We start from the raw sequence: 23,945 nt of genomic DNA, 5'->3' as shown, positions 1-23,945 counted from the left end.
ATCCCGCTGGCGTGGTACCCGCCCATTCCGGCGTTATTCCGCAACCTTCAGGATGTTTGCCCATCTACGACGCGCAACGCGACCCCCTCGCCAGCATTCTCACGACAAATCGTTGATGACCACCCAAACACCCTATGCGGCACGCCGCGAGTTCCGCACAATGCCGTCGATTCCCTCTTTAGGTACATATCCCCTCAATGTACAACGTTGAAAACGATGCTACAGTGGACACGCGGCAGCGATGCCGCAACACAAGGGTGTACGCACGCCAAAAGCGTCGACGCATCGCAACGACACGGAGGTGCGCCCCCGCACTCGTCCACGCACACTACGCACATCAGAGACGAGGAAGGTCATATGCGAAATTTATAACGTTATAAAACGCCGACGTTGATACCTCCATCTTCCAGCTCATGCAGAACCGTCGGAGCCAAACCGGCGGCCGCACTGACCGCCGCCGCACTGCTGCTCGGCATTGTCGGAATGGGAACGACCACAGCTTCCGCGCAGGAAACCACGCCGCAACCGATCGTCAGCTACGATTTCTCTACCGCCGCCAACGGCACCACCACCGTCGCCAACGATGTCGAGAACTCGTTGTTCGGCGACGCCGTTGTCACCGACTCGGATGACGAAACCGCGGGACATTACGAAGAAGGCGCCCTGCAGATGGATGGCAGCTACTACGTGAAGCTGCCCGATGACATCCTCAAGGACCACGCCTCCGCCACCATCTCCACCGTGGTGCGCAACGACGAGTTCAACAGCTCCGGCAGCCAATGGACCTATCTGTGGTCACTTGGCGGCACAGGCCAGACTGCCAAAGGATCCTGGGCCGCGTCCACCCACACCTCGCTCTACACCTCCATCACCTCCAAGGAAAACGGCGCCGGCGAGACCTTCTTCTCAGCCTCCGAGAACCTGTCCATGGACGAGTTCCAGACCTTCACCGCCACCATCGACGGCACGACCAACACCGTGACCCTGTACATCAACGGTCGTGAGGTCGGCAGCAGTCCGGTCACCACCAATCCCGCACAGTTCGGCGACCATACGCACAACGTCATCGGCGAATCCCGCTATCCCGGCGTTGGCGACGCCTATTACCATGGCGCCATCAAGATGTTCACCGTTTATGACGGCGCGATGACCCAACAGCAGATTGCGCAGACCCTGCCCACCGACGGTGTCGCAGATCTGCTTGACAGCCAGGCCTCAGCCATCGACGTTCCGGCCTATGCCAAGAACGACTTCACCCTGCCGAACAGCACGCGCAACGCCACCGTCGCATGGGAATCATCCGATGAAACGGTGATCCGCGTCGACAATGCGACCGGAGAGGCGAGCGTCACCCCGCAACCCCAGGACACCGCCGTCACCCTGACCGCCACACTTACCCCGTTGGACGGAATGTCCGCGCCCGCCGAACCGGTGAGTCGCGAGTTCACGGTCACGGTGCCCCACGACGTGACCGAGGACGAACTGCGCGAGATCGTGGCCGCCAACGTGGTCGTCGACAACCCCGACGACGTACGCGGCAGCCTGTTGCTGCCCGCCACGGTCCGTGTCGAATCCTATGACGTGGACGGCACCGTCTCCTGGGCCTCATCCGATCCGGACACGCTGGCCATCGAACCGTTAACAGAAGGCTCCACTTCCTACACCACCGTGGTCACCCGCCCGTCCTGCGGCAACGCTCGGACGGTCACGTTGACCGCCACAATCAGCTCCGACACGTTCGCCGAACCAATCGTCAAAACCCTCGATGTCATGGTCCAGCCATCCGCCGCCGGCGATGACCCGACGCACACCCGTGTGACCTCCCACGACCCGGGCATCATCAAGGCCAACGGCAAATACTACATCTTCGGCTCGCACCGTGCATTCGCCAAGAGCACCGACCTGCAGCACTGGGAGTATTTCACCAACAACCTCGTGACCGATTACCAGTCCGTGCTCGGCGACATCTGGGAAGCGTGGCCGAAGCAGGACACCAATCCCGATCTTGCCGGCAACATGTGGGCGCCCGAAGTGGTCTGGAACCCGACAATGAACAAGTGGTGCATGTACCTGAGTGTCAACGGCGGCGGCGCACAGTACCAGAAGACCGTCATGGTGCTGCTGACCGCCGACGACATCGAGGGCGACTGGACCTACGTGGGTCCGGTCATCTACTCCGGGTTCAATGCCGACAACGCCAACCAGACCGACGTCTACCGCGTGCTGGGCGAAGGCGCGGACCTGAGTCGGTACGACAGCCTGCAGGATACCGGCATCAACGCCATCGACGCCAGCGTGAAATACGACGGCAACGACATGTGGATGGCACTCGGCTCCTGGTTCGGCGGCATCTGGATGATCAAGCTCGACCCGACCACCGGCCTGCGCGACTACACCACCACCTACGAAACCGTGCCGAACGTCTCCGACGCGTACTACGGCCACAAACTGGCCGGCGGATACGGCAACTCCGGTGAAGGCGTGGCGCTCACCAAACAAGGCGACTACTGGTACATGTTCCTCTCCTACGGCGGTCTGACCCAGACAGGCGGCTACCAGATGCGTGAGTTCCGCTCCGAGAACATCACCGGACCATACGTGGACCAGAACGGCAACTCGGCGGTATACACCCAGGGTGTGCCCGACGACAAGGCCTTCAACCGAGGATTGCGCATCCTGAGCTCGTACAGCCAGACCGGCTCGGAGAACGTCAAGACCGCACAGGGCGGCAACGCCATCTTGACCGACGATGACGGCAGCGTCTACAACGTGTTCCACACGCGTTTCGTGCGCACCGAAGGCAACCTTGAGGAGCATCAGGTACGGGTGCAGCCCATGGTGGTACCGCCCGACGGATGGCTGGTCATGGCACCGTATGAGAAATCCGGCACCGTGCGTCAACAGGACGCATACACCACCGAGCAGGTGGCAGGCGACTATGAGATTGTGGTGCACAACCCGATTGCGTTCTACGCCGGCGGCGGCGATTCCAGCGACGCAATCTACCATGCACAAACCGTGACGCTGAACACCGACGGCACAATCGGTGGTGCCGCCACCGGAGCGTGGAGCGTGGATGGCACCGCGGTGTCCATGACCATCGACGCCGCCGAGGAAGGCAGCCTGCTCCATGGCTCATACACGGCCACCTTGGGTACGCAGACCACCGAAACCAGCGACTACGCGATGTTCTTCACCGGCGTGGGCGGCGACGTATTCCCCGACGCCGGTCCGGATGCGCAGTATCAGACCGGACGCGCCGCGTTCTGGGGCACGAAGGCCATTGATCCGCCGACCGCGGAGATCGTACCGTGCCCGACGGATCCCACCGATCCGGATGATTCCGGTCAATCGCCCGATCCAGACAGCCCCATCGACCAATCCGGCCAGAACAACCCCAACAATCAGGCCGGAGACACGAACGAGACCAAGCCGTTGGCGCAGTCCGGCTCGGCGACGGTGCCGGTACTGTTCGCCGCCATGGTCGCGATCACGTTCGGCGGAGCGTGCGCGTTCGCGCGCAGGAAGCGCCGCTGACGGGGACGACTGATTAGGGAAATCCGACGGGAAGAACGGCTAACAGCCGTTTGCCCCGCCGGATTTCCTGAGTCGTCAGGCAATACACCCGATAGTCATCCATGCCATTACGACAGTGCCTTGGTCACCTGAACCGCGCACGGATGCGAAACGGGCGGATCGGCCCTGCCGCCTCACACATTGCGATGAGACCGGACCGATCCGCTCATGTTGCCGGGGATGTCACGCCATCACCGACGCACCCGCCTGCGACCCAGCCAAACCCCTGCGCCAGCGCCAGCCAACACAATCACGGTGACCACAACGGCGATGATGTCGGAACCGCTCCGTGCAAACGCACCCCCAGTCTCCGCGGCGGATGCCGTCGCACCGACGTCGTCACCGTCGGCCCCGGTGATGTCGCCGGATTCGGGGGCATCACTGCCGACCCCGGCATCGCCCTGCCCACCGTCGGCTGACACCAAGGCGTCCAACGCGTCGGCGAGCCGTTCGGCGGCAACCACGACGAGACCGTTCTGTTCGCTGCTGAATGTGGTGTTTTCCTGCAGGGACAGCGCCTCCTCATACACGGGAACCAAGGCAGCCAGCGAATCGCCGGTATACGAACCGGACTCCCCATCCAGCACCGTCCGAGCCTCCGCGATCGGTTCGCTCAGAGGAGTCTTGTCCAAGGCCGACATGGCGCCGTACAGCGAAACGTATCCGGGAATATACCGGGCGGCAAGCGTGTCGTACATGCGCGAATACAAACGGGCTTGGAAATTCGTCAAGCCGAAGCCGGTATCGGAAAGGTTCATCGTGCGGAATTCCAAGTTATCCGGATCATAGGCACCCTGGGCAAACGTCATGTCGACAGACGTCGCCTCGGATGCGCCCCTTCCTGTGCCGCTCGTATCCAGCGCGCTGCCAGTCGCGTAGTCGAACGAGGTGCCGTTTCGACCCGACCACGGCGTTATGATCAGACTGGACGTGCGGAACGGATCCGCGCCCACACCATAATAATTGTATCCAGCCACTTCCTTATTGGACGAAACCGTCTCACCGGATTCGTCCACCGAGTATATCGGGTTGCCGTCGGCATCCAGCGGATACCCGTCGGGCCCCCAGACGTTGGTTGAGACCACGGCCAACCCGTCACGGTCGGTATAGCTGCCCATACGGCTCTCCCGGTACCAAGCATTGCCGGTCGTCGCAGTCGGATGCAACAGCAGAGACGCCCCCTCTGCCGCATAATAACGGCCGAGTTCCGGATAGAAGTGCCCATCGCGGCAGATCTCGACACCCGCCTTCAACGGATTGCCTTCCGAATCGGCCCATTCCGGCATCTCGATCATCACGGGCGTGCTGCCGGCCACGGACCATACGGTTTCCTCGCTACCGGCGCGATGCATCTTCTGAAACGACTCGGTATGGCCATCAGGGAAGCAAATCGCGGCGGAGTTGTACACCTTATCAGCACCGTCCTCCACGATAGGACCTCCCTCCGGCATCTCCGGCATGCCAAAGATGATGTACATGTCGTACTGCTGTGCTGCGGAGGCAAGCTGCTGAACGGATTCGCCACGGCTGGTGTCGCCTGCGGGACCGACGATCTTCTCGGCGAGAACCACCTGCATGTAGTCGTCGCTGGAGGCGAGCTCCCTGTTCACCTCGGCATTCGCCGTATGTGCGTCGTTCGCACCCACTGGGTCGGTGCTGTCGTATCCGGTCAGGATTGTCTCGGGGAAGACCAGGATATCGACGTCCTGCGATGCGGCATAGTCAACGTATTGCAGCATCATGTCGACGTTCGCCTGCTTGTCACCCCATACGGCGCTGACATTGGCTACCGCCGCGGTGGGACCGTCATCGGAGCCGTAGTAGTACGACAGCGAATCACCCGATTCCTGCATGTCCGCAAGCTCGTCATACCACTTCGCATAGTAATCAGGGTGGAAATCGTTGGCGATCTGCGTGGTGCTGCCGACGCTCAGCCGCAAATCAGCATTGTTGGTCAGTGCGCCCGCCTCACCGGTCAGCAATGTGCCATCTTGGTTCTCGCCCGCGTAATACACGCCGCCATCGAATGCGCCTTGCATGATGACGCTGCCTCCCGGGAAATCATACGGCTGTGCCTCCCCGTCCGCGGCGTAGCCGTCCGCGCCCACCAAGTCGGCGCTAGCGATGGTCAGGCCGTCACGCGAGGCGATGGATTCGAGGCGATTTCGGTAATACCATTCCCACCCAATCGCATCGGCGACGCCATCGCCGTCGATATCGGTGTAGCTACGGGATGTGGCGGTCGGATTAACCAACAAGCTGACACCCTGCGCCGCATAGTACCGTTCGATTTCAGGCATCGCATACGTGTCGTAGCAAATGCTCAGACCGACCAATCCCCATTGCGTCTGCAGAATCACAGGGGTCGAACCTGGTGTGGCCCAACTGCCCTCTACCGGCGAAATCTTCTGGTACGCCGTCACCGTACCATCCGGGGAGGCCGCGAACGCGGAATTGTACGCATGCTCCGAATCGCCAGGAATCCTTTCGGGAGTGCCGAAGATGACCCACATATCGTACTTGTCTGCAGCCGACGCCAATTCCAAGGTGATGGGACTTTCAGTGGTTTCAGCCTGGGAAACAGCCATTCGATATGCAGGAGAATTCGGATCGCTGGATGATACATACCCGGTCAACGCCATCTCAGGGAAGACAATCATCCTCACTCCAGCCGCAGAAGCCTCGTCAATGTAGTCGAGCATGCTTTCCTTGTTGACCTGCTTATTGCCCCAAACCGGGTGGAAATTCACCACGGAGAGCTGGCCGGCCGGAATGGTCCCATTAACAACAACCCCATCAGTATGAGCGGCAGCGTCGCTAGTATAGGGATCAGCGTACGCGCTGCCCGCGGCGCCCAGCGTCATCGTCATCGACAGGGCCACGCCGCTGGCCACTGCGACGGTTTTCAGCAGCAGACGGCGACCACGCGCGCGCAATGACTGCCAGTCATGTCTCGAACCCTCCTGCGAACTCGCAATAATCATCGGTCGTTTCATCTTTGTTTGTTCCTCTCTTGCAGAGCGACCAAGGTGCCTCGGTCGCGTCGTATCCTCACCACGCCTACGCCGCAACGCATTCCTTAGTTCGGAGTCGGACAATTCGGTATCTTGGCACCGATTTTTTTCGGAAGCGATTCGGAAATATTTCGTTGTCGCGGGCGACACGCACCTTCCTGCCGATGCGGGCACCGATAATTTACGACCCAGAAACGCGGCAGCAAACAGCGGGATATCTCCATCGCATTGCCATAACGGGAATGCGACGCCCGAATGCGCAACGGGACTGCCATTATGCCAACCGCCAAACTGCCACCCAATCGCGGAATTCTTCACCCCGACGAAGCGAAACATCCGATTATCTTGAGAAGTGAACGATAACGACTATCCGAAGAAGACCCATGCAGACGTTCACCAGCACGAGAGCCGGACTGACGGCATTGAAGCCGCGCTGCAACACTGCTACATCGTCCAACTATTCCGAAACTGGCGAGAACCGCCACAGATCGGCCGTCCTCATCATCCTGCGTGGGGATATGAGATGATCGCCGATCTGACCCATTGCAATGGGACACATATCAAGAAGTCCGGTCTGGCAAAGCCCGATACAATACAGGAAAAGTTTTGGACAGGTCGCATGACCGTCTATGAAAACATCCGCATCCCATTCGCCGTTGAAGCTGTTCGTCCGAGCAGACAGGCTACAATGTTCTGCGGTAGATGAACACTTGGTAAATAGACGGTGACATGCAGCAGACAATCATTGGCGATTCAGACATGGACGAGGCCGAGGCAGAGAACGAAGCGGCCACGGATTTCAACGAGGACAGGCATGCCGATAACGCCGGCAATAGCGACAACGTAGTTGATGACGCCGAACATGCAACCGCGCTCTCACACATTGCCTCGCTCCTGCGCTGTTACAGGGACAAGCAGCGGACAGCCGACATCGCCGAACATGGCAAACAGCTCTCTCGCCTCGACGCACTCCTGCACCGTTACGAGGACAAACTCCAAGCAACCGACAACCCAGACGCTACAAACACTGCAGACAGCGCAGATGTCGTGGATGTCGAAGCGGCCCCGCAGGCCGAATCACCAACGCCAACCGAACAAATCGAACAATCCCAACCGACAGCACGGGAACGACTTGCCGCCGCAGTTCAGGTTCTCAACCATATCGGCCGCGGCATCCGCACGGTATGGGGCAAACGCCCCAAGCTGTCGTACGCGTTGTATGCCATCGTGTTCATTGTCGTAACAGCCGCTGCGGTACTGTTCCTGCAGTGGAGCGTATACAACCCGATTGAATATGCCGACGATGCGCAGGTTGACAACACCACACGGATCATGGGCACCATGGCCGGGCAACTGACGAAGTTCGTCAGCCAGATGTGGTTGGAGAACCAGTGGCAGTTCCTGCTGAATTTCCTGGCCGTGGGTCTGATGTATCTGGTCGTCGTCACGTTCCTGAACCGCTTCTGGGTGGCCACCGCCATCTTCGGCACCGTCATGGTGGTGTTCTCGATAGCCAACCGGTTCAAATACCTGCTGCGCAACGAGCCGATCATCCCGGCCGACCTCAGTTTCATCTCCAGCGGCAACACCGGGGAGATCGTGTCGTTCATCCCCGAGGACGGTGAGGATCTGGTGAATGCCGCCATCGTCGGGCTGACGTACTTCGTGGTCATTTGCCTCGCCCTGCAGTTCCTCGACCGACGCAATGGCCTGATTCCCTGCCACTGGCGACCGTCGCGGTTCCTCCGGGTGACGAATATCATCGCCGTACTCGCCCGCATCGCGGCGTTTGTGGCGACCGCGTCCCTGCTGGTTTCGTTCACGTGGAACCTCAACGTTCCGAACTCCTGGGCGCAGCAGTGGGCGCGGGAGTTGGGCGACTCGTCCCAGCCGTGGAACGCGATGGCCGACGCGCAGTCCAACGGCACGGCGATCAACTTCCTGCGGCTCGCCCATGCCAAAACCATGGAGCAGCCGAAGGGGTACTCCGAAGAGACCATGCAGGCCGTCGCCAAACGTTACGCGGCCGCCGCGGATGACATCAACGCCACCCGCACCGCCAATCTCACGGACAGCACCGTGGTCATGATCCTATCGGAATCGTTCTCCGACCCCACGCGCATTCCCGACGTAGCATTTTCCGTCGATCCGATGCCGAACATCAGGGCGATCAAGGATGCCACGACCTCTGGTCTCATGCTTTCCCCGGGGTACGGTGGCGGCACGGCCAATATCGAGTATCAGGCCCTTACCGGTCTGAATATGGCGAACTTCGACGAATCGATGCTTTCGGTCTACCAGCAGCTGGTGCCCTCCCAGGAGGAACCGTATTCGTTCAATCGAATCTGGTCCGAACAGTACGGCGAGAGCGGATCCGTCGCGTTCCACCCGTACTACAAGAACATGTACCTGCGGGACCACAACTATGACCGATTCGGGTTCTCCGAGCTGCTGACGTTGGACAGCGATCCGGCCATCGAACATCAGGACCACATCGACGCCTCACCGTACGTCAGCGATGCCGCGTCATACGCCAATGTGCTCGATGCCGTCAACAGCCAGGACCATCCGCAGTTCATCCAGCTGGTCACCATGCAGAACCACAGCGGCTACGGAGACTATTACGCAACTAACGAGTTCAGGGAAGCCGATCTTTCCCCGTTGAATGACAACGAACGTTGGCAGATCGAGAACTACACCAAGGGGCTCAACCTGACCGACCAGGCGACGGCGGACTTCCTGAACACACTGAACACCATCGACAAACCCGTGACCGTGATCTTCTACGGCGATCACCTGCCGAGCATCTACACCACGGCCAACGCCGATATGGACAATACACTGACGTTGCACGAAACCGACTACTTCATCTGGTCGAATCAGGCTTCCGCAAGCGCTGGCGGCAAGGTGTCCGGGGAACACACCGCGTTCTCGTCCTCGAACTACTGCATGTCCTTGGCGGCGGAACACATGAACGCCACGGTCTCCCCGTATCTGGCACTGCTGACGGAACTGCAACGGGAGATTCCCTCCATCAGCCGTGTCGGTAGCGCCGCCGCAGGATGGGGAGAGGGAGACGCCACCTATCTGGATGAAAACGGCGACATCATCGATCCGGAGACACTATCGGAGCGTGCGGACCAATTGCTGCACGACTACCAACTCGTACAGTACGACATGACCGCGGGAGATGGATACCTGTACCAGACCGAGTTCTTCGATGTGGAGGAGTCCGATCATGTTCCGCTGATGCGCGATCAGGTACCGCAGACGTATGAAGCGATGCAGACAGATGACCCGTATGTGGATATGTGGTATCAGGAGTATTGGTACTGACGGAGGGTGCGGTTCTTGGTGTTGGGCAGGCGCTCTCGACGCATAGCCACTCAGTGCCCCTGCAGCCGGTATTTCTCCTCCGTTGCAGCCTTGGCCGGCTCCCACCAATCGCGATGTGTCCGGTACCACTCGATTGTTGCGTCGAGTCCGGCCGCAAAGTCCGTATACTGTGGCCGCCATCCGAGCTCACGTTGGATCTTGCCGGCGTCGATCGCATACCGTTTGTCGCCGCCCGGTCGATCGTTGACGTGGTCGAACGCGTCGGCAGGCTGCCCCATCCGTTCGAGGATCATCCGCAGCACCTCGATGTTGCTATACTCGCCGTCCGCTCCAACCAGATAGGTTTCGCCGATACAACCGCGCGTCAGCACCGCCCATACGGCACTGCAGTGATCCTCCACACTGATCCAGTCGCGCACGGCCAGTCCCTGCCCGTACAGTTTGGGCCGGATACCGCTGAGGATATTCGTGATCTGCCGCGGAATGAACTTCTCCACATGCTGCCACGGTCCATAGTTGTTCGAGCAATTCGAGATGGTTGTCCGCACGCCGTAGGTCCGGTGCCAAGCTCGTACCAGATGGTCGCTCGCGGCCTTGGATGCGGAATAGGGGCTGGACGGTTTGTAGGGGGTGGTTTCGGTGAACCGATGCGGATCATCGAGCGAGAGATCGCCATAGACCTCGTCAGTGGAGATGTGATGGAACCGGAGATCATGCCGCCTCGCCGCTTCGAGCAGCACGTATGTGCCGTCGATGTTGGTGCGCAGGAATGGCGCCGCGTCCAGGATGGAGTTGTCGTTATGCGATTCGGCGGCGAAGTGGACGATCGCATCGATGGGTGGCAGAGTCGATTGTGCAGAGACCAGGGACTCGACCAATTCCGCGTTACAGATATTGCCGTGGACGAACGTCATACGATCATCGGGTACGCCGATCAGATTCGCTCGGTTGCCGGCATACGTGAGGGCGTCCAGCACTGTGATATGGATATCGGGGTGTTCGCGCACCACATGGTGCACGAAGTTCGCGCCGATGAATCCCGCACCGCCGGTGACCAGCAGATGCCGAGGCCGGAATGCGTCTCGTTCGTCAGTCATGACACCCATGGTAAGTGAACGTCGGGAATAGACTGATTCCTTGAGCATAGCAATGATAGTGACGTGACCACCAAGATCCGCGGCAGATTACCTTGGCCGCATGGAGCTTATGGCGGGCCAGTAAACGGCAACTATAGGACGCCGATCAGGTCAGGTGCTTCGGTGCGGCTGAAACGGCCGCTTCAAGACGCTGCTTTTCCTCCGACACAATCCGTTGCGCGATTTCAGTGACCTTATGGGTAATCCACATATTCGCCGTAGTGCCAGCGCTGTAGTCCGCTTCGGCATACATATCGATGCGACCATCCTCACGGAGCTGTTCCACTTGCGCGAATGCTTTCTTGTTCCCCTTCGGATACACGGCGAATGTCGAACCGCCGTAGTGTTTGACCACGGAAAAGGCGGGCACATCACTGGGCCCATCCGCAATGTAGATCATGTTCTCGAACCGTACGCGACGCAGATTCTTGGGCACGCGGGCATTGACGTCAATGCCCTCCTCCACGGGAACGCCTTTGTTGATTTCAAAAAGCGCCCGTGTCTTCGACGTGTTGTCGATGGTGTACCCCAGCTCGCCGATGACCGAATCGCCTTCAGCGTTGCGCGTTTCGATAAGTTCACATCCCCAAATATGGTCAACGTGATCGGATACCGCCGACCCTCGGATCACCTCAGCCATACCAGTGCTGACGATGTAATGCTCCACTCTGATGCCCCGCTCGGCAAAACTCTTATTACTGCCGATTACGGACCGTGTGCTGTCGAATATCTCCGGCACACCTGGATAGAAATTCAATTCACTGCCGGATTCTCGCAGAATCGCATTGTTCAGCCCTTCAAACTTTCCACCCGGTTGAGTTTCGTGGATGAACCGATTCAGATAAATGGTGTCTTTGTTGACCTCTACACCTTGTGTCTTTCGATAATGTTCCGGCAGGGCATTGACTTCCTCCCAGAATTGCTCAGCATTCACATTGTATCGAGCGAATAACGGATCCTGCATGTAACCGTCAACCAAGGTGCGGTCGAAATCCCAAATCACGGCGATCACATTGGCCATATGGCCTCCTTTTCGGAGTCACGGCGATTTTGGTTGCGCGACTCCATCATATGTCAATCTACCGCTTCAGCACTATCGATACCCAGTGCACAAACGCTTCCGTCAGCGTCACCGGTGCGACTTCCAGATAAGGTACGCGGAAAGCGTGATGCCGTCCATGATGTTGCCGGCACGTACCATGTCCTCGAATTCGTTGCAGTCCAGCCATTGCAGACGCGGATCGTTGAGCGCGGCGGCGTCGGCGCGATCCGCGGATACCCGAAGTTCCACGACCGCGATGGAGTCACGCAGTTTTCCGGTATCGGCATGGATCATCTGCAAAGTGTGATGCGAGAGCGAACGTATGCCGGTTTCCTTCATCAGTTCGTATTCGGCAGTGTCGCCAACGATAAGTCCAGGCTCTCCGAGGCTACGCGGAAATTCCCATTCGTCTGAGTTCGTGGCGATACGCCAATGCCGTACCAAAAGGACTCGCCCGTCCGGGCGGACCGCCACGCATACCACGCTGGGCTGCCCGCCACGGACTTGTGCGAAATACATAGGGTACGAAGGAGATGAAACATCTTCGGCACTCGTTTCGCCGTCATCAGCGCGTGCGACGTTGGCACAGATGACTTCGAACTGAGCATCATCGCCGCCACGAAACACGGTTTCCTCGCTTTGCACGATGAAATCCGTATCCATTCCGGTGCGGATACCGCTGACCGGCGACTGTTTCATATCCTCCATAATGTGCTGTCTACTTGGTGAGCATGGGGTGGATTTGTTCCTGGTAGGCGGTCAGGGCGGTGTCGATGACCTGGTGCATGTCGTAGTACTTGTAGGTGCCCAGGCGGCCGCCGAACACGGTGTTGGGCACGGTCTGCTCGAGTTCCACGTACCGGGCGTACAGCTCCCGGTCCTTCTCGGTGTTGATCGGGTAGTACGGCTCGTCGCCGCGCTCTGCGAACCGGCTGTACTCCTCCCACACCACCGTGCGCCCGTGGTTCTGCGAATCGTGGCGTTCCGGGTTGAAGTTCTTAAACTCGATCGCGCGCGTGTACGGCACATCCGCGTCCGAGAAGTTCATCACCGGGCAGCCGAAATGGTCGTCCTCGTCGTAGCGGACCTCCTTGAAGTCCACCGTCCGCCACTTCAAATCGCCCAGAGCGTAGTCGAAGTACCGGTCCACCGGGCCCGTGTACACCACCGGCACGCCCGCCGCGTTCAGCGCCTCCCTGTTGTACGGCTGGGAGGCGTCGAAGAAGTCCGTGTTCAGCGACACGGTGATGCGCGGGTCGTCGATCATCCGCTCGAACCACGCCGCGTACCCGTCCCTGGGCAGGCCCTCCCACGTGTCTTTGAAGTACCGGTTGTCGTAGTTGAACCGCACCGGCAGCCGGCTGATGATCGACGCGGGCAGCTCGCCGGGGTCGGTCTGCCACTGCTTGCCCGTGTACTCCTTGATGAACGCCTCGTACAACGGGCGTCCAATCAACGAGACGCCCTTGTCGTCCAGGTTCCCCGGGTCCCTGCCCGCCAGCTCGCCCGCCTGCCCGGCGACCAAAGCCCTGGCTTCGGCCGGCGTGTAGTGCGCGCGGAAGAACTGGTTGATCGTGCCCAGGTTGATCGGCAGCGGGTACACCTCACCCTTGTGCGTGGCGTACACGCGGTGCACATAATCCGTGAATTCGGTGAACCGGTTGACGTACTCCCACACCCGCGGGTTCGACGTGTGGAACAGGTGCGCCCCGTACTTGTGGATCTCCGCCCCGGTCTCCTCGTCGAAGTACGAGTACGCGTTGCCCCCGATATGGTCGCGCACGTCGATGATACGGACGGTCGCGCCCGCCTTCTCCACCGCCTGCTGCGCCACCGTCAGACCGAACAGGCCCGCGCCGACCACCACCAAATCCGGATACGTCACTGAATCGGCCATGTCATACTCCTTCAACAATCAGTTAGAGTACAGTCGATTGACTGTACGCCATACCGAACATCGTACATGTTCGTTTCTTGTACTACTGTACGGCACATTCGCTTCCGACTATTCTGCCGACGATTCCTCTTCGAAGATTTTCGCCCAGTTATCGATTGATGGCAGGTTGTATGCCTTGTACTCAGCGGAAATCTTTTTCCAGTTCTTCTGCAGTTTTCGAGATAGACGAATCGTTTCAAACAATTCCTTGCGGAAACGCTTGTCATCACGCTTAAACCATGCCACAGAATCACCATCCGGCGCCGTGACCAAGGCAGAATCAATTCCAGCAAAAGCAAGCCACGTCCATGCGGTATCTTGCGCATCTATGGCTGTGTCAGGACGCGTCATCTTATCCGGATTGGTGCGGCCGAGCAAACCTTTCAGTACCATCTTGATGCCGAGCTTATGCCGCTGGGATGCGGACTTAGGCATATACCGAGGAGAGACAACCTCGCGTTCGGGAGCAGGGAATTCGTCAAAGCTGGCTTTGGTCTGCGCATCAGTAAATTGCGAACGGACCTTCCGCACTTCTCCCAGCTTGGTCGGCAGGCAATCAGCGATATAGGCAGGTCCACGAAGAATGTCACGCAGTGCCATGTTGCGTAGCACCATGGCCGAATAGATGAATCTCACACCCAAGCTGATCTGCGAATAGATATTTTCCCGCACCACATGCTTGCCCACTGCATCAGACTGAGTGGTTAGCGCGGCAATCCACCGGTTACGGTTCGTGAAATACTCTTCCCAGGTCCGGGCATTGTCTTTCCCGTGCCATGCTTGATGCCACACTGCCACACCAGGAAGGCAAACGGTGGGGTACCCAGCGTTCTTGGCGCGCAAACCAAATTCGATATCATCGAACTTGATGAATACCGGCATGGACAGTCCGATCTCTTTGAGAACCTTGACCGGAATCAAACACATCCACCAACCGTTGAAATCTTCATCGATACGCTGATGCCGCTCCGGCGAATCACGTAATGGCTCTACAGCAAAATCATGGTTGTATCCCAACCCTCGCGAAGGATGCATCCACATATGCAATGGGTCAATACGCTCACCCTGCGTATACAGAATGGTGCGGTTATCCAGATGGAGCATACCGCCACCAACCAATACAGGCTTGGTTGCATAATCAGCGAACTGAACAGCTCGAAGAATCGCCTCCGGCTCACTGATGGCATCATCATCCAACAGCAATGTGTACTCGCTCTTGCCGGCCTTTACCGTTTCATACATACCCCGGGAGAAGCCACCGGAACCACCAAGGTTTCGCTGACGGATATAGGTTAGCTGATCACCCAGCTCCTGAGCCACGGCATCGAAACCCGGCTGGTCACACACCAGATCACTGCCTTGGTCCGTGCAGTACACGGTGTCGAGGCGCTTGCGCAGTTCCGCCGCCTGACTGATGGCTGTAAGTTGACCGATACAGTAAGGAGCCCGGTTGAATGTGGTGATGGCAATTGACAGCGTAGTACAAGTCTGCGCGGTCCGAGCGGAGACCGGCACTTGCCAAGAGGCATCGGAAACCTGCAATTCAGCGTCAGGTGAAGCTTCGACGTCGAACCATACGTAGCCACCGTCCATGAATCCGGTTATCGGCACATCCAACACCACACGGTCGGTTTCAGAACCGGCAACGTCAACAGCGATAGTGCCAACAGGCACAGACAGGCCACGACCATTGGACTTGTACACATATAAGGTTCCCGTCCCCCGCACCTCCGCAGCAAACCGTACCGTGTCTACCGCAGTCCAACGACGCCAGTACCCGGCGGGGAAAGCGTTAAAGTACGTACATAACGAGGTACGAGACCCTTTGCGGACGACGAGCGCAGTGCGAGAGTGGACGATAAACGTGTCCTTGCCAGCGTAGCCTGTAGCACCGGATTCGGCGACGCCACGCTTGACTAGATGCTCGAAGGATGACTGATTCATCCCGCCAAAATCCAAGGTGCGCATGTCGATACGGGAGTCCAATGTGGTTTCCGGCAACACTGGCGGCGTCCAGTCCAAAGCATAAAGAGGCAACGTCAGTTCAGCATCCTTGACCGGGTATACAACGCGTACGACGTCTTCCCACGTATCAGCGTTTTTCTTCTCCGTCACGTCGTTATCCGTCATGTTTCTGCTCCCATAGCTACGAGTTCTGTTGCGTACATTGTAACCGTCGCGCACAATCACCATTGTGCACAATCATGCAATGTCGATATCATGGACTTCGCCATGACGTCTATCCTTCAGTCGCGCTGTTATCCATTTGAGCTAGCCGACCCATCACTATGTCCAATTCGTTACGTGTCGCCGGATGACTTCAGTCATATCATCGGCTGGCGTAATCATCATTGCGCTGTCGTTCAGCAATGCGTAAGAACTACGACAATGAGGATCCTGAATCAGGAAACTGCACGCATTGTCATCAAGCGCAACCGCCACGGCATCCGTATAATTCGTATCTGGGGAATGGGGAGTACGCAATGACGCAATTAACCGAAATTCACCGTCATTAAATAGGTTTAGTGGCATTTCAAAATATGCTTTATGATGTCCATGCTTCTTCATACGCATCACCATTGAGCCAGTATCATAGGTGATTCCACCTCGACGGATATCATGTAGCGCAACTGCTAGATAAAAATCTCCCGGTTCATCATATTGATATTCAATATAAAATCTGAATTTATCTTTGGTTGTGTAAATCTTTTGCTCAACCGGCACAGTACGAAGTAAAGGACAACGCTCATTTAGCCCGTTCGGATAGCCACCACTTGCAGCTTGACGCTCTTTTGCGAGTTTCCGCTCTGCTTCAAGGTTGGCCAAAGTATATTCCTGCGATACAGACTCAGGATCGCCTACGGCGATAACTTTGCCATCCTGAATCATCAAAGCCCTAGTGCAGTATTTCTTCACTGCACTCATATCATGAGTTACTAGAACAACGGTCTTAGTCGGATCTTTCTTGATTTCAGTAAAAAAGTCATTACACTTGCGCTGAAATGCCTCGTCGCCGACGGCAAGAACCTCGTCAAGAACCAGAATATCGCCTTGAGCTTTGATGGCCACAGAGAACGCTAAACGCACCTGCATGCCGGAGGAATAGTTTTTTAGCTTCTGGTCCATGAATTCCTCGAGCTCGGCAAACTGCACGATGTCGTCATACATTGCATCGATTTGCTCAGTAGTGAAGCCGAGCAAAGCACCATTCAAATAGACGTTCTCACGCCCGGTTAGTTCCGGGTTAAAGCCGACTCCCAGCTCAATAAACGGCACTAACTTCCCGGAAACACGAATCTCACCATGTTCGGGATAGTAAATTTGCGAAATCAGCTTCAGTAGCGTGGACTTACCACCGCCATTACGACCTACGATACCGAAGAACTCGCCTTGATGAACTTCAAAGCTGACGTCCTGAAGTACCTGCTGCATCTTGTAACCTTTGATGCCCTTGGTCCAGTTGATGAACGCCTGCTTAAGACCTGTAGCCTGTTCCGTTGGTAGTTTGAATGACTTGGAGACATGACTAGCGGAAAGTACCACAGGAGAGTCAGAGTAATCCCGCTTTTGCTGTGCAGTACCCATATCTTGGTCGGTTTGCCGGTTCTCTCCCATTTACATCACCTCCGCAAACTTCTTACTATTACGACGGAATAGATATACGCCCAACCACAGTGCCAGCACCGTCAATGCAATTGGGAACAGACGGATACCCCAATTGGTGAACTGATTCCAGATGGTTGGCTGTGTCTCTGGCGCAATGAAATTGTGTCTGATGTCTTGAATGCTTTGGGCAATCGGATTCAGCAATTCCAGACGGGCCAATGTGGCCAAGATACCGCCTCGATCAGTCACATAACTCAGCGGATAGATAATCGGCATCGCATAAAAGATCAACTGCTGAAGCACATCCCAGATATGTGCTATATCACGGAAATAGACATACATTGTAGCCATGATGAGCGTGATTGCTAACGTAAAAGCATACAGTTGAATGATGTTCAGCGGCAACAGCACCACACACCAAGTGAATTGCACGCGAGCAATCAGCGCGAAAATCAATACTACAATCAAATTGATTGCATAGCTAATCAGTGCTCCCATGGTGGCGGAGACCACCACAATATAGTTTGGGAAATGAATCTTACGAAGTAAATCGCCGCGGTCGACCACCGACCGTAACCCTACGCTTGCCGATTCAGTAACAAACTGCCATGAGCTGATGCCCAGCAACAGCACTACGGGATACGTTGGAGTGCCATCGGACATACGCAGGAACTTGCCAAATACCACGTACATCACGCAAAACATCATCAACGGCTTGAGCACCGACCAAGCAATGCCCAGGAACGATCCCTGATAGCGTAGACGGAAGTCAGTTCTGACCAGTCCGCGCAACACCACCCACGCATAGCCGTATCGGGCTTGCATCTTCTTCACCAAGTTCGTCACAGAATTCATCCTATCAATGTCTGGGAACCAACATGGACGAGACGGCGCGCATGGTCACAGACATCGCATCACTTGTAGCGTATGGAATATGCCCGAACGCATATCGTATCTGGGTGACCATCCCAGAGCTTTAAGTTTGTCCACGGACATCACAGCACGATTCGCTGTCGAATATCCCTGCGCTTCCTGCGTGTCGGGCATCTCAAACACCACATTGACGTCGCATGCCATCGCCACCATTCCTGCCAGGTCACGCAGAGTGACATCGGATGACGTGTCAGCGACGTTATATGCTTCTCCCGACTGACCATCGATCATGCATCGCAACAGAGCCGACACCGCATCCCCCACATATACATATGAAAACATCTGAGTTCCGTCGCTTTTTAATACGATGTCCTCACCGGCAAGACCACGATGAAGAAACTGCGACAACGCTTTGGAATCCGTAGGCAGCAATGTGGGACCGTACACCCGAGCCAATCGTGGCACCACCGAACGGACACCATACTGTCGGGCATAAGCCTGGCATAGACTCTCCCCTAGACGTTTCGCCTCCGGATATCCGGCCCTCAACGTATTGGAATCAATGTAACCGCAATAATCCTCGGCAAACTTGTCCGCATCGCCGCGGTTTCTGCCATAAATCTCCACCGACGAAGCAAACACAAACTCGTTGCATCCTTCATAGATAGTCCTGCGTCGCTCCCTAGAACTGAGGCTATAATCAAGCAAGTTTTTAAGTCCAAACACGTTGGAGGCAATGGTGTCCACAGGTTCAGTCGTATACGCCAACGGATGGGTAGTACTAGCCAAATGAATGACAATGTCCGAGTCGACTCTGGGAACCGAACCCGGTTCGCCGATGTCCATACGCTCGAACGCGAAATGGGCATTATCCCAGTAAGGCAATCGTTGCAGTGCTTTGTCACGGTTACGTCCCAATGCAAGAACGTCACATTTGAAATCATCCCGCCTGTTTTTCCACATCAGCACATCGATCAAAAATGCGCCAATCATTCCTGTAGCTCCGGATATGGCCACACGGCGACCGTCTATAGCAGACCAGTCAATGGGCAGCGAAGCATAATAATCCAAATCATCCGTGTACTGCGCAACGTCCAGTCGATTCACGAAACCAATACCCCAATCGTGCGAGTGATTATTTCAACCATTTGTCCTCGTCCGATTCCAGATACGCTTTGAACAATTCCAAATCGGCCTTTGTGGTCAGCTTAATGTTCCGGTCAGAGCCTTTGGCAAAATACAGTGTCTTCCCCAGCTCCACCATCATGGTGTTGGTGTAATTCGAACCGCTGATGGCCACACCTTCTGCAAAAGCCTGCCGATACGCATCAAGCAGGTCAGCATATCGATATGCCTGTGGCGTGGATACACGACGTATGGTCTCGCGAGGGATAAATGCCGCTGTTGATTCAGGATCATCTGCAGATACCACAAAAATCTGTTCGTTATACGGCATCGATGTCACAGCGTTTCCTTTTTCCCGACACACACGAATAACGTCGGTAAGTACATCACTATCAATCAGCGGACGGATGCCATCATGGATGATGATGATATCGTCAGGCGCCATTTCAGTATTCAAATATTCGACACCGTTACGAATGGATTCCTGCACCGTCGAGCCTCCCGGCACAATCCAACGTAACTTATCGATGTTGAACTGTTTGGCGTAGGCGTCCACTACAGCTTCCCAACCTTTAATACACACCACTAAGATAGAGTCAATCAATTCATGACGCTGAAAACTTTCTAATGTGTATATAAGCACAGGCTTATCAAGGACATTGATAAACTGTTTCGGGATATCCTGCCCCATACGTGACCCAGAACCACCAGCGACAATAATCGCTATATTGTTGACGGACTTCCCATCCATACTCATGGCTATTACCCCCTCTTCTTACTTATATACGCTTCAATAGCAGAATGATTCATGTTATTCAATTCTTCCGTAGATACATGTACCCAATGCAATCCAATATCATCAGGAAGGCTGAAAATGTCACCATATGAATGTTCCAGAAAATACATATAAGAAGCTGGAGCTGGATACATATGTCCCTCAAATTGAAGATTTGCGCAGGGAAACATCATATCCAATGCGCAAATCCATGCTAGCCCATATGGTTGATCCATATTATCAAAAGATCGGACCACACCTGTTGCACAATCAGCTGAGCAGCCTACACCTATCGAAGTTAGAGATTCCAATGCGCCATCGAAAACTTCGGAAATAGATTCTCCTAGAGGTGAATCGGCATCTTGATAGACATCTTCTGCCCATGCTGGGCCAATTACAGGATCTGCTTCAATTTCAGCGATAGTTTTACGCCGTACTTGCAAAGTTTCATTGAACGTCTTCTCGCTAATATCGGAACACCAATCAAACGGAAACAGATCAATAAAACCTGGAATCTGTTCATTCCTAGGTTTGAAGCGAATTTGCCGACAATGAGCAATTCGATCCCACACTACAGTAACTTGATACTCTGGATCATCACGCAATTCATGCATTAACCGGTAAATATCTTCTCGCATCATACCTAAATCAAGATCGTCATCCCAGGGAATAAAACCATGATGCCTTACTGCCCCAAGAAGTGTTCCACCCACCAACCAATATCGAGTAATCCCATATCGCTTACAAACATCAGCAAAATCCTCCAACATCACAGCAAGCACCTGTTGCAAAGTACCAATACGTCCAGATGCTTTAGGCATATTCAAGAAAAATCTCTGTCTTGCATCCGCATCGTCTTCGCCATCGAAGCGATATAATGACCAAAATCGAATATCACTTTTCCCTTTCTCTGCGATCTGACCCCTGCGAAGATCATTGATGCCATCTTGAATAATTCGCTGCATTTCCGGCAAGCGATCTTCCATTTCCCGCAACATTCTCTGGCAATCATCAACCTGTCTCTGTAAACCAATAACCTGTTCCTGAAACGTTTTTACAGACGTCTGTACAGAACGATCTGAAGGCCAAAAAAACCTTTCCCTTAGTCGGCGTAGTACTGACACCATCGTCTCTTCCCCTTTCGTGTATACCTGCTCGTGATTCTGAAATGGCAATGAAGATTGGATTCCCTATTCGAAAACCACCATACACAGTCATCTCATTTGACGTATTACTCCTATATAGTACAATATTTGCACTTTACCCACGCCCATGCCTTATGTCAATGGTGGAAAATTATAAGACTATACAATCAAAATCTTTTCTCCAACCAATCATTCGGATAACTAGCACTTAAATAGAATAACAAATATACATTCGCGCACAAAGCCTCATGCAAGAAAGAATATTCCCAATATCATACAATTGAGTCGACTGTCGATATTGGCACAATATTGACACTCATAGCGCCATAGATACCGAATAAGACTTTTACTAAAGACAAATAGGTCATCCAATGTATTCATATATACATTGGATGACCTATTGACCTCAAAAAAAATTACTCCATGTTTAAATAGTGTTTCCAATACTTAATCGACGTCAACTCTTTACGGGCAGCAGAGTATTCTTGGCGCAATCTCGCAATATTAGCTTTATAATAACGCAAATCACGAGCATATCGCTTCTTAATTTCGGAATAACGTTTTGTATCTTTAACTCGGATTATCCCCTTACGGTTATACCAATCAATAACAATTAGTTTATTTTTGCCCCTGATTACACCAGCAGGATACACCCATCCCTGTAACGGAATAACAGCATACCCCTCACCGCGAACCTTCAGGATACGTTGCCCATTATCCGTAATTAAATCCCGCAGTCGTTGCGGAATGCTTCGTGGTTTATCGCTTTCGATCAGCTGACGGTCAACTTTCTTTAAATCAAAACCGTGAAGATCCGGATCTTCATTAGCCATCTTTTGCAACTCATCAAAACCGACTAGTTGTTCTTTATTCCGATTTGCTGCCATGAAACTCGCTTCAGCCTGCCCTACTTTACTTATGAACTTTGGCCCCTTTAGGAAATCTTCAAAAGCGTCTAGACACAGCTCAGCATTGGCATAACCAAATTTTTTCAACTCTAGACGGATATTGTTATGCAGCTCATGCATAAAATCTGCCTCAGGGGCCATACCAGTTGCAGCTTGGGCAATCATTGTATTACGCGTAGTCTGGTACCGTTCAACAGCCGCGTTATAACGCTCATGGAACGACATATGCCACACGCACAAACTATTCATCGTAATAAAGTTTGTCTTACAACGAATACCGTACTCGGCGTCATCACAACGAACAAAGAACGGCAAGGGAAGACCATTCTTCTTAATCAAAGACATCGGGATGCAGCAATACCACCACGCGGCATACATGTTATTACGCTGCCAGTCAGTGGGGTCATACAACTCGTTATAAATCAAATTCCCAAAAACTGTCAGACGGAGAGACGGTTTACAGGGCGAGAAAGTTCCTTGTGCCGTCATATTTCCGACATCTTCCCACTGATCTTCACCAATCTCATAGTCAAGCATAGCACCGCTAATTAGTGCTTCCGAATACTCATCATTAACTAGGCGAAGCAGGTTATAGGTACGCTTGATGCTTTCAGGAGAGACGGCCACATCATCGTCCATCAACAGGATATTGGTGGCCTGCGGTGTCTGTTCCATTGCCTCAATCATGCCGCGGGTGAAGCCGCCGGCACCTCCCACATTGTCGTTGGGCCGCACATATACGTGTTCGCTGCTCAACGCCTCCGCGTCAAGCGTACGGCCGTTGTCAATCACATACATCGTAAAGTGCTCGGAAATATCCTCGCCAGAGTCGATGATCTGGGACTTGACCAGCTTGATGTTGCGTTCGATAAAGCTTTCCTTCTTGAACGTCGTAGTGGACAGTGCAAGTTCCACGTCGCGCAATTTACCGTCGTAGTTGACCGAGTAGTAACTGTTGCGGATGTATACACGGCCCTCAGTGATAATGCGAAAACCGACAAGGACCATCTTGTCTGTGATGATGAGCGGGATGTCCAGCATCTGCCAGTCTTCGGAAGCCTTCAGCTCATGCGTGGTCCCATCGACATCCTGGGAATGCGCAGAGAATGCGTCACCCATCGTTTGGTTCACCGTACAGGCGGCCCCCTTAAGTTCTAGATGAAGAAAGAACCCATCGGCGATAGTATACTTCCTGAGCTTCAACACCGACAGCGAATTAAAATACGTGGTGTAATCGTACTCACCCTTGCCGTACATCATCCACTCACCGGCATCGGTGTCAAATATCACCGGCTGGTCGCCGTTACAGTACATCGTGGGATAAGCCAGCGACCGCGGATTGGTCTCCAACAGCACGTTGGCGAACTTCATAGTGCTCACTGTTAATAGCACCGCCCTTCTTGTACACATCCATCGGATACGATATAAATCTCACTTGATATGATAGCGAATACAAAAGAAGAATGAATCGTG

General features: G+C 54.8%; 15 protein-coding genes. 3 read left to right on the top strand and 12 right to left on the bottom strand.

The window, feature by feature from the left end; translation table 11 throughout:
* Positions 1 to 483: 483 nt before the first annotated feature.
* Entirely contained in the window at positions 484 to 3,537 is a 3,054-nt protein-coding gene (locus tag B4C31_RS06900; RefSeq protein ID WP_291531881.1) for a family 43 glycosylhydrolase, read from the top strand.
* Positions 3,538 to 3,767: 230 nt separating this feature from the next.
* Here the strand turns inward: B4C31_RS06900 and B4C31_RS06895 are convergent, their stop codons facing one another.
* Positions 3,768 to 6,572, bottom strand: a complete 2,805-nt coding sequence (locus tag B4C31_RS06895; RefSeq protein ID WP_291531880.1) for a carbon-nitrogen hydrolase family protein — start codon at positions 6,570 to 6,572, stop codon at positions 3,768 to 3,770.
* A gap of 370 nt (positions 6,573 to 6,942) precedes the next feature.
* On the opposite strand from B4C31_RS06895, the gene B4C31_RS06890 reads away from it, so the two are divergent.
* A complete protein-coding gene (locus B4C31_RS06890; RefSeq protein ID WP_291531879.1) occupies positions 6,943 to 7,296 on the top strand; it encodes a hypothetical protein in 354 nt (117 codons plus the stop codon).
* 341 nt (positions 7,297 to 7,637) lie between these two features.
* Positions 7,638 to 9,926 carry an LTA synthase family protein gene (locus tag B4C31_RS06885; protein WP_291531878.1) on the top strand — a complete coding sequence of 763 codons (2,289 nt, stop codon included), beginning with the start codon at positions 7,638 to 7,640 and terminating at the stop codon, positions 9,924 to 9,926.
* Between the two features lie 50 nt (positions 9,927 to 9,976).
* On the opposite strand, the gene rfbB is transcribed toward B4C31_RS06885, so the two are convergent.
* From rfbB to B4C31_RS06830, 11 genes are all read right to left on the bottom strand, one after another.
* Entirely contained in the window at positions 9,977 to 11,023 is a 1,047-nt protein-coding gene (rfbB, locus tag B4C31_RS06880; protein ID WP_291531877.1) for a dTDP-glucose 4,6-dehydratase, read from the bottom strand.
* Between the two features lie 145 nt (positions 11,024 to 11,168).
* A complete protein-coding gene (locus B4C31_RS06875) occupies positions 11,169 to 12,083 on the bottom strand; it encodes an HAD family hydrolase (RefSeq protein ID WP_291531876.1) in 915 nt (304 codons plus the stop codon).
* Between the two features lie 108 nt (positions 12,084 to 12,191).
* Positions 12,192 to 12,812 (bottom strand): NUDIX hydrolase, encoded by a 621-nt coding sequence (locus tag B4C31_RS06870; RefSeq protein WP_291531875.1) that lies wholly within the window; start codon positions 12,810 to 12,812, stop codon positions 12,192 to 12,194.
* 10 nt (positions 12,813 to 12,822) lie between these two features.
* Entirely contained in the window at positions 12,823 to 14,001 is a 1,179-nt protein-coding gene (gene glf / locus B4C31_RS06865; RefSeq protein ID WP_291531874.1) for a UDP-galactopyranose mutase, read from the bottom strand.
* A gap of 108 nt (positions 14,002 to 14,109) precedes the next feature.
* Complete coding sequence (locus B4C31_RS06860; RefSeq protein WP_291531896.1) at positions 14,110 to 16,170, bottom strand: glycosyltransferase; 2,061 nt, start codon at positions 16,168 to 16,170, stop codon at positions 14,110 to 14,112.
* A 156-nt stretch (positions 16,171 to 16,326) separates the two neighbouring features.
* The gene (locus B4C31_RS06855) at positions 16,327 to 17,655 is read right to left on the bottom strand and encodes an ABC transporter ATP-binding protein (RefSeq protein ID WP_291531873.1); all 1,329 of its coding nucleotides are present in this window, start codon (positions 17,653 to 17,655) and stop codon (positions 16,327 to 16,329) included.
* Positions 17,656 to 18,501: an ABC transporter permease gene (locus B4C31_RS06850; RefSeq protein ID WP_414631854.1), complete on the bottom strand. Its 846-nt coding sequence runs from the start codon at positions 18,499 to 18,501 to the stop codon at positions 17,656 to 17,658.
* A gap of 45 nt (positions 18,502 to 18,546) precedes the next feature.
* A complete protein-coding gene (locus B4C31_RS06845) occupies positions 18,547 to 19,626 on the bottom strand; it encodes an NAD-dependent epimerase/dehydratase family protein (RefSeq protein ID WP_291531871.1) in 1,080 nt (359 codons plus the stop codon).
* Between the two features lie 28 nt (positions 19,627 to 19,654).
* Positions 19,655 to 20,395, bottom strand: a complete 741-nt coding sequence (locus tag B4C31_RS06840; RefSeq protein WP_291531870.1) for an IspD/TarI family cytidylyltransferase — start codon at positions 20,393 to 20,395, stop codon at positions 19,655 to 19,657.
* Between the two features lie 11 nt (positions 20,396 to 20,406).
* Entirely contained in the window at positions 20,407 to 21,546 is a 1,140-nt protein-coding gene (locus tag B4C31_RS06835; RefSeq protein ID WP_291531869.1) for a LicD family protein, read from the bottom strand.
* Positions 21,547 to 21,980: 434 nt separating this feature from the next.
* On the bottom strand, positions 21,981 to 23,852 hold the full coding sequence (locus B4C31_RS06830; protein WP_291531868.1) for a glycosyltransferase: 1,872 nt from the start codon (positions 23,850 to 23,852) through the stop codon (positions 21,981 to 21,983).
* Between the last annotated feature and the right edge of the window lie 93 nt (positions 23,853 to 23,945).

The sequence above is a fragment of the Bifidobacterium sp. UBA4282 genome (genome assembly GCF_002394995.1).
Lineage (GTDB): Bacteria > Actinomycetota > Actinomycetes > Actinomycetales > Bifidobacteriaceae > Bifidobacterium > Bifidobacterium pullorum_B.
Note: the sequence above shows the minus strand (reverse complement) of the source record. Positions and strands in the feature narration are given on the sequence as shown.

What these genes read in the sequence shown, in the direction of transcription:
- B4C31_RS06875 (WP_291531876.1), bottom strand. Translation starts at nt 12,083, where the DNA reads ATGGCCAATGTGATCGCCGTGATTTGGGATTTCGACCGCACCTTGGTT.
- B4C31_RS06900 (WP_291531881.1), top strand. Translation starts at nt 484, where the DNA reads ATGGGAACGACCACAGCTTCCGCGCAGGAAACCACGCCGCAACCGATC.
- B4C31_RS06860 (WP_291531896.1), bottom strand. Translation starts at nt 16,170, where the DNA reads ATGACGGATAACGACGTGACGGAGAAGAAAAACGCTGATACGTGGGAA.
- B4C31_RS06850 (WP_414631854.1), bottom strand. Translation starts at nt 18,501, where the DNA reads ATGAATTCTGTGACGAACTTGGTGAAGAAGATGCAAGCCCGATACGGC.
- rfbB (WP_291531877.1), bottom strand. Translation starts at nt 11,023, where the DNA reads ATGACTGACGAACGAGACGCATTCCGGCCTCGGCATCTGCTGGTCACC.
- B4C31_RS06840 (WP_291531870.1), bottom strand. Translation starts at nt 20,395, where the DNA reads ATGGATGGGAAGTCCGTCAACAATATAGCGATTATTGTCGCTGGTGGT.
- B4C31_RS06855 (WP_291531873.1), bottom strand. Translation starts at nt 17,655, where the DNA reads ATGGGAGAGAACCGGCAAACCGACCAAGATATGGGTACTGCACAGCAA.
- glf (WP_291531874.1), bottom strand. Translation starts at nt 14,001, where the DNA reads ATGGCCGATTCAGTGACGTATCCGGATTTGGTGGTGGTCGGCGCGGGC.
- B4C31_RS06870 (WP_291531875.1), bottom strand. Translation starts at nt 12,812, where the DNA reads ATGGAGGATATGAAACAGTCGCCGGTCAGCGGTATCCGCACCGGAATG.
- B4C31_RS06895 (WP_291531880.1), bottom strand. Translation starts at nt 6,572, where the DNA reads ATGAAACGACCGATGATTATTGCGAGTTCGCAGGAGGGTTCGAGACAT.
- B4C31_RS06835 (WP_291531869.1), bottom strand. Translation starts at nt 21,546, where the DNA reads ATGGTGTCAGTACTACGCCGACTAAGGGAAAGGTTTTTTTGGCCTTCA.